Genomic DNA, 5,996 nt, shown 5'->3' with positions numbered 1-5,996 from the left:
GTGTAGGCGTGGGAACCGCAATGGTGATGCTGTCCATTGTTCTCCAGGCATCATCAGATCCGGCTCCCGGTCGTAGTGAGTCGCTTTTCCGCCCGCACCTGGACAGCCGGCCGAGCGTTCAGCGAGCAGGAGCCCCCGATTCCGGTCAAGCGCTGACCTGGCCTGATGCCAAAGCACTTCTGCACCAGGGCAAGGCGTGGTCGCAGGCTGCCATGGCGGGCGGCGCCGTGACGCTTCTGAAGCCCGGACAATTCAGCGCCAGACTCCGTGCCAGATACGCAACGCCGGAGATCTTCAACGTGCTCGGGATCACCATCGTCCAAGGGCGCCCATGGACGGCGGAGGAAGGGCAGTCTGGCAGTCGGGTCGCTGTGCTGTCGCACGCGCTGGCGGCAGTCGAGTGCCCGAAGGGATGCATCGGGCATCAGCTGGAACTGAGCAGGCGCAATTACATGGTCATCGGCGTTGCGGAGAACTGGCATCCAGTGCCGATGTTCCAAGGGGATGTGACGCGCCGTCCCTTCGTGGCGCCCGACCAGATCTATCTGCCCATTGAAACTGCCATCGCGGACGAGTTGACCGTGGTCGATGGCATGACGGTCTGGGGTGGAGGAGAGGGGGTGGATCTCGCGGGGCCTCAGGTTTCCTGGCTGCAGTTGTGGGCCTGGTTGCCCACACCGGACGATGTAGCTGGGTACAGCGCGATGCTGCGCGGATATGCACACACGAAGGGTCTGCAGACCCATCCGGACACCGATCAGGTCGGTCTTTGGCCGCTGGTGAAATGGCTGGACCGGCAAGGGCTCGTACCCGACCGCACCCAGATGCAGCTTCGGCTGTCGCTGCTCCTGCTCGTGGTCTGCATTGTCAATGCCGCAGCGCTGCTCGGCTTCAGCCTGGGGGCACGTCGCCGGGAGCTTGCAATACGTCGTGCGCTGGGTGCTCGGCGGCGGGATGTACTTGCCCAGCTCATGTGGGAATGCGCCTGGTCTGGATTGGCCAGTGCGGCCCTGGCCGCTACCGCGTACGTGACGGGCATGCTGTTGGTCGCTGCGGCCGATGTGCTTCCGTCCGCGATAACCACATGGGATGCAAGGGCAGTTTTGATGTCCGCCGGTCTCGGGTTTGCAACAGCGCTGCTCTGTGCACTCATTCCAGCGCTGGATATCTGCCGGAGCAATTCACTATCGCGGATGTTCGCAAAGGGAGCTGCCTGAGATGCTGGATTCGATGCGAGAGGTCCGGAACCAGGCAGGTCGTGCGGCGCTGCTGTTCGTGCAGGCGGCGCTTGCCAGTCTGGCGTGCACGGTTGCCCTGCAATCCGCCGTAGGCGGTCTTTCAAAGCTGAACATGAACAGCATTCCAGATGCAGGATCGATTGGCGTCATCCGCGTCTCGGACGTCGAAGGAGGCGTGGAGCCGTCGATGGTGCGATCCGACCTGTCTGCGATCCAGCTTCCCGGCGTCCGGCAGACCGTGGCAAGCGACTCGGTCCCGTTCGGGGGCAGAGCCCATCACTACGGCGCCTGCATCAGCGATGCGGCCATGGCGCATTCCATGGCCGCAGGTACGAGTAACGTGGCAGGCTGCGATCGTATTGCCGTGATAACTGCCAGCCCGGGTCTGTTGACGATGCTGGGCGCGGGTATCGTTCTGGGACGCAGCCCGACGGAGCATGAAACTGCCGATGCAGCCGATGTGGTGCTGATCAGTGAGGCGCTTGCCACCCATCTTTTCGGGGCAAAGAACGCAGTTGGACGTCGGCTGCACTTCGGACCCGGGAGCAGCAGGGTCGTTGTGGGCGTGTTTTCGTCTGTCGTTGGACCCGCACCGGGAGGAAATGATCGGGATTCACAGTGGGCGTTGTTTCCCGGTTTTCCATCAGGCGCGAACCGGTACTACCTTACGAAGTCCGATCTGGACGTTGACCGCGTGTTGCTTGACCGCGCCGTCGAAGCGCTACGGCGCTCCTATCGCATCGTGAACCCGGCAGGCGTTGATACCTTGGCGGGATACCGCGATGCATACGTTCGCGCGGACCGCTTCACGACAGCCATGCTGGCCTTCATGGCCGTGGTGGTCCTGGGTGTGCTGATGGCGGGAGTGTCCGGGGTGGTCGGCGCATGGCTTGATCGAAGAAGACGCTCCATCGGCATCCGACGCACGCTGGGTGCTCGTGGGTCCGTAATCTTTTCCGAGATCATCTTCGAAGTCAGTGTTTTCACCACTCCCGGCGCCTTGCTGGGGGCACTTTCGCTTCATCTCGTATGGTCGCCACAGGACGGCATGTGGATGTCGTCGTGGCTGAGCGGGATGATCGCCGTTGCGCTGGTGATGACGGCAAGCCTTGCCGCGCTGATTCCCAGGGCACTGCGTACTGTTCGGGAGGCGCCCCTGGCGCTCTTGAAGCCCCTTTAGCCCATTCATCCCAGAACCCGCCTCCACCTGCGACAAAGTGAAGCAGCGCGTCACCCGGTCGCATCCCACCTTAACTAAATCCTCCTAAAGTGGTCCGGTATCCCACCCGTACCCGGCAGGAGGCGTCCCTTGGACGCGTTGTTGTTGTCGCGGATCCAGTTCGGATTCGTCATCAGTTTCCACGTACTGTTCCCGGCCTTCACCATCGGCACGGCCAGCTGGCTGGCCTTCATCGAATGGCGCTGGCTACGAACCAAGCTGCCGGTATGGCGCGAGCTGTATTTCTTCTGGCAGAAGATCTTCGCGGTGTCGTTCGGCATGGGGGTGGTCAGCGGCATCGTCATGGCTTTCCAGTTCGGCACCAACTGGCCGCGGCTGAGCGAAGTGGCCGGCACGGTCATCGGCCCGCTGCTGACCTATGAGGTGCTGACCGCGTTCTTCCTGGAAGCCAGCTTCCTCGGCGTGATGATGTTCGGTTGGGGCCGGGTCTCGCCGCGCCTGCATTTCTTCTCCACCTGCATGGTGGCGCTGGGCACGCTGTTCTCCACGTTCTGGATCCTGTCGTCCAACAGCTGGCTGCATACGCCGGCCGGCTACGAGATGGTCAACGGCATCGTGCATCCGGTGGACTGGTGGCAGGTGGTATTCAATCCGTCGTTCCCCTATCGCCTGGCGCACATGGCGCTGGGCTCGTTCATCACCACCTGCTTTGTGATCGGTGGCGTGGGCGCGTGGTACCTGCGCAAGGGCACGCACGTGGAAGCGGGTCGGCGCATGCTGATCGCGGCGGTGGCGTTCGCCGCGCTGACCGTGCCGGTGCAGATCTTCGTCGGCGACATGCACGGCCTGAACACGCTCAAGCACCAGCCGATGAAGATCGCGGCGATGGAAGCGCACTGGCATGAGACCAAGGAGGGCGAGGGCGTGCCGCTGGTGGTGTTCGCACTGCCCAACGAGAAGGAAGAGCGCAACGATTTCGAGGTGGCCATTCCCAAGCTCGGCAGCGTGATCCTCACCCATACCCTGGACGGTACGTTCGATCCGCTGACGTCGGTGCCGGCCAGCGAGCGGCCGCCGGTGACGCCGGTGTTCTTTGCTTTCCGCATCATGGTCGGGCTGGGCACGCTGATGCTGGTGCTGGCCTGGGTCTCGGCCATCCAGCTGTGGCGGAAGAAGCTGCTGGATTCGCCGTGGCTGCTGCGCGGCTGGAACTGGATGCTGCCCAGTGGCTTCATCGCATTGATATCGGGCTGGTTCGTTACCGAGATGGGACGGCAGCCGTGGGTCGTCTACGGTGTGCTGCGCACCGCCGATGCGGTGGGCCCGCAGAGTGCATGGATGACCGCGCTGTCGCTGGGTGTCTATGTGGTCGGCTATGCCTTCGTGTTCGGCTGGGGCATCTGGTACCTGGTGAAGATCCTGCGCCACGGCCCGCAGCCGTACGACGAAGGCCCGTCGCTGGACCATGGCAGCCACACCCCGGCGCGGCCGCTGTCGGCCGCCGACGAACCGCTGGAGGAGCGCTGACATGGACCTGATGACCTGGTTGCCGGTGGCCTGGTTCGCGGTGATCGGCTTTGGCGTGCTGATGTATGTGGTGCTGGACGGCTTCGTGCTCGGCATCGGCATCCTCGCCCCGTTCGCCGAGGACGAGGAACAGCTGGACCTGATGATGAACACCGCCGCGCCGATCTGGGACGGCAACGAGACCTGGCTGGTGCTCGGCGGCGCTGGCCTGATGGCCGCCTTCCCGAAGGCGTATGCCGTACTGCTGTCGGCGCTGTACCTGCCGGTGCTGCTGCTGGTGGTGGCGCTGGTGTTCCGTGGCGTGGCCTTCGAGTTCCGCTTCAAGGCGCACCGTTCACGGCGGCTGTGGAGCGTGGCGTTCGGCCTCGGTTCGCTGCTGGCCACGTTCGCCCAGGGCGTGATCCTCGGCACGCTGGTGCAGGGCCTGCCGCTGGTCGATGGCGTGTACCAGGGCGGGGCGTTCGGCTGGTTCAGCCCGTTCGCGATGCTGACCGGTGCCGCGCTGGTAGCCGGCTACGCACTGCTGGGCAGCACCTGGCTGATCCTGAAGACCGAAGGCCGCGTGCAGGCGCTGGCCCGGCAGATGACCCGCCCGCTGGTGGTGGCGGTGATCGCGGCAATGGGCCTGGTCAGCAGCTGGCTGCCGTTCCTGCAGTCGCGGCTGATGGACCGCTGGTTCAGCGACGGCAACTTCTGGTGGCTTTCGCCGGTGCCGCTGCTGACCTTGGCGGTGGCCATCGCGCTGTGGCGCAGCGCCACCCATCCGCGTCGCGACCTGCCGCCGTTCCTGCTCAGCCTGGCCTTGTTCGTGCTTGGCTTCGCTGGCCTGGTGCTGGGTATGTGGCCGTACCTGCTGCCGCCGTCGATGACGCTGTGGCAGGCCGCCGCGCCGGCCTCGTCGCTGGGCTTCACCCTGGTGGGGCTGGTCGTGCTGCTGCCGGTGATCCTGGGCTACACGGCATGGTCCTACCGGGTGTTCCGCGGCAAGGTACGCGCCGACGCCGGCTACCACTGAACCGGCTCGCTGGATCGGTCCATGCGGGGGGCGGTCGCTGACCGCTCCCCGTTGTGCTTTGTGAAACATGTCATCCCTGTGTCGGACGTGCTAGCGTGCGCTCCTTTCCGGCAGCCAGGGGGGCAGCCGGCGACGTCCTGGACGGATGCATGGCTGCAGGAATGGGGGGCAGCCGCGTGTCGCCGTAATGGCTCGAGACTCTCGTTCGCCCATCGAAACATCACCGGTAATGATCGAATTTTCCGTTGTCGACTGGGCCGCCTGGGCGCCTGGCCTGACCGAGCGTAGCCAATGGATGGGCTGGGCCGGAGCACCGTTCCTGCCGCAGGGTGAGGACACGCCGGCGCTGGCCGAGATTCCGGCCATGCAGCGCCGCCGGATCGAGCGCCTGGGCCGCATGGCGATCCAGGCCGCGTGCTGGTGCGAGGACGGGCAGGGCGCTGACAGCCAGGTGCCGCTGGTGTTCGCCAGCCGCCATGGCGATGTCGCCCGTTCGATGGACCTGCTGGGCTCGCTGGTGGACGATCAGCCGCTGTCACCCACCGGCTTCGGCCTGTCGGTGCACAACGCGATCGCCGCGCTGTATTCGATCGCCCGCGGCCACCGGGGCAACTACCTGGCGTTGTCCGCTGGCCAGTCGACGGTGGAAGCGGCGTGCCTGGAGGCCGTCGGCCTGCTCGGTGATGGTGCCAGTGAAGTGCGGATCGTGGTCTATGAGTCCCCATTGCCCGACGTTTACGCTGAATTCGCCGACGAACCCGACCCGTTCTTCGCCTGGTGCTGGCGCCTGGCACCCGCCGGTACTGCCGGCGGCACCGATCTTTCGCTGTCCTGGCAGGTCGCCGGCGATGCCGAGCCGACCGCGCCGGGCGTGTTGCCGCATGCGCTGGACCTGCACCGCTTCCTGCTGGCCGGGGATCCGCAGCTGCAGCACCTGACCCAGGGCCAACGCTGGTCCTGGCGCCGCCGTGGCTGAGGCGCTGCGCCGCCTCGCCGGGCGTGTTGCCGCATGCGCTGGACCTGCACCGCTTCCTGC

Annotated in this window: 5 protein-coding genes; all 5 read left to right on the top strand. The window is 65.4% G+C overall.

Annotated features, from left to right (window positions below; all coding sequences use genetic code 11):
- On the top strand, positions 1–1,217 hold a 1,217-nt coding region (locus AB4Y84_RS10740; RefSeq protein WP_442250112.1), incomplete at its 5' end, for an ABC transporter permease.
- Position 1,218: 1 nt separating this feature from the next.
- Complete coding sequence (locus AB4Y84_RS10735) at positions 1,219–2,418, top strand: ABC transporter permease (protein ID WP_442244210.1); 1,200 nt, start codon at positions 1,219–1,221, stop codon at positions 2,416–2,418.
- A gap of 129 nt (positions 2,419–2,547) precedes the next feature.
- Positions 2,548–3,945 carry a cytochrome ubiquinol oxidase subunit I gene (locus AB4Y84_RS10730; RefSeq protein ID WP_442244209.1) on the top strand — a complete coding sequence of 466 codons (1,398 nt, stop codon included), beginning with the start codon at positions 2,548–2,550 and terminating at the stop codon, positions 3,943–3,945.
- 1 nt (position 3,946) lies between these two features.
- Positions 3,947–4,960, top strand: a complete 1,014-nt coding sequence (gene cydB, locus AB4Y84_RS10725) for a cytochrome d ubiquinol oxidase subunit II (protein WP_025878022.1) — start codon at positions 3,947–3,949, stop codon at positions 4,958–4,960.
- A gap of 229 nt (positions 4,961–5,189) precedes the next feature.
- Positions 5,190–5,936: a beta-ketoacyl synthase chain length factor gene (locus tag AB4Y84_RS10720; protein ID WP_442244208.1), complete on the top strand. Its 747-nt coding sequence runs from the start codon at positions 5,190–5,192 to the stop codon at positions 5,934–5,936.
- Positions 5,937–5,996 lie beyond the last annotated feature (60 nt).

It is taken from the genome of Stenotrophomonas sp. 2YAF22, assembly GCF_052114665.1.
In the GTDB taxonomy this organism is placed as follows: domain Bacteria; phylum Pseudomonadota; class Gammaproteobacteria; order Xanthomonadales; family Xanthomonadaceae; genus Stenotrophomonas; species Stenotrophomonas indicatrix.
Note: the sequence above shows the minus strand (reverse complement) of the source record. Positions and strands in the feature narration are given on the sequence as shown.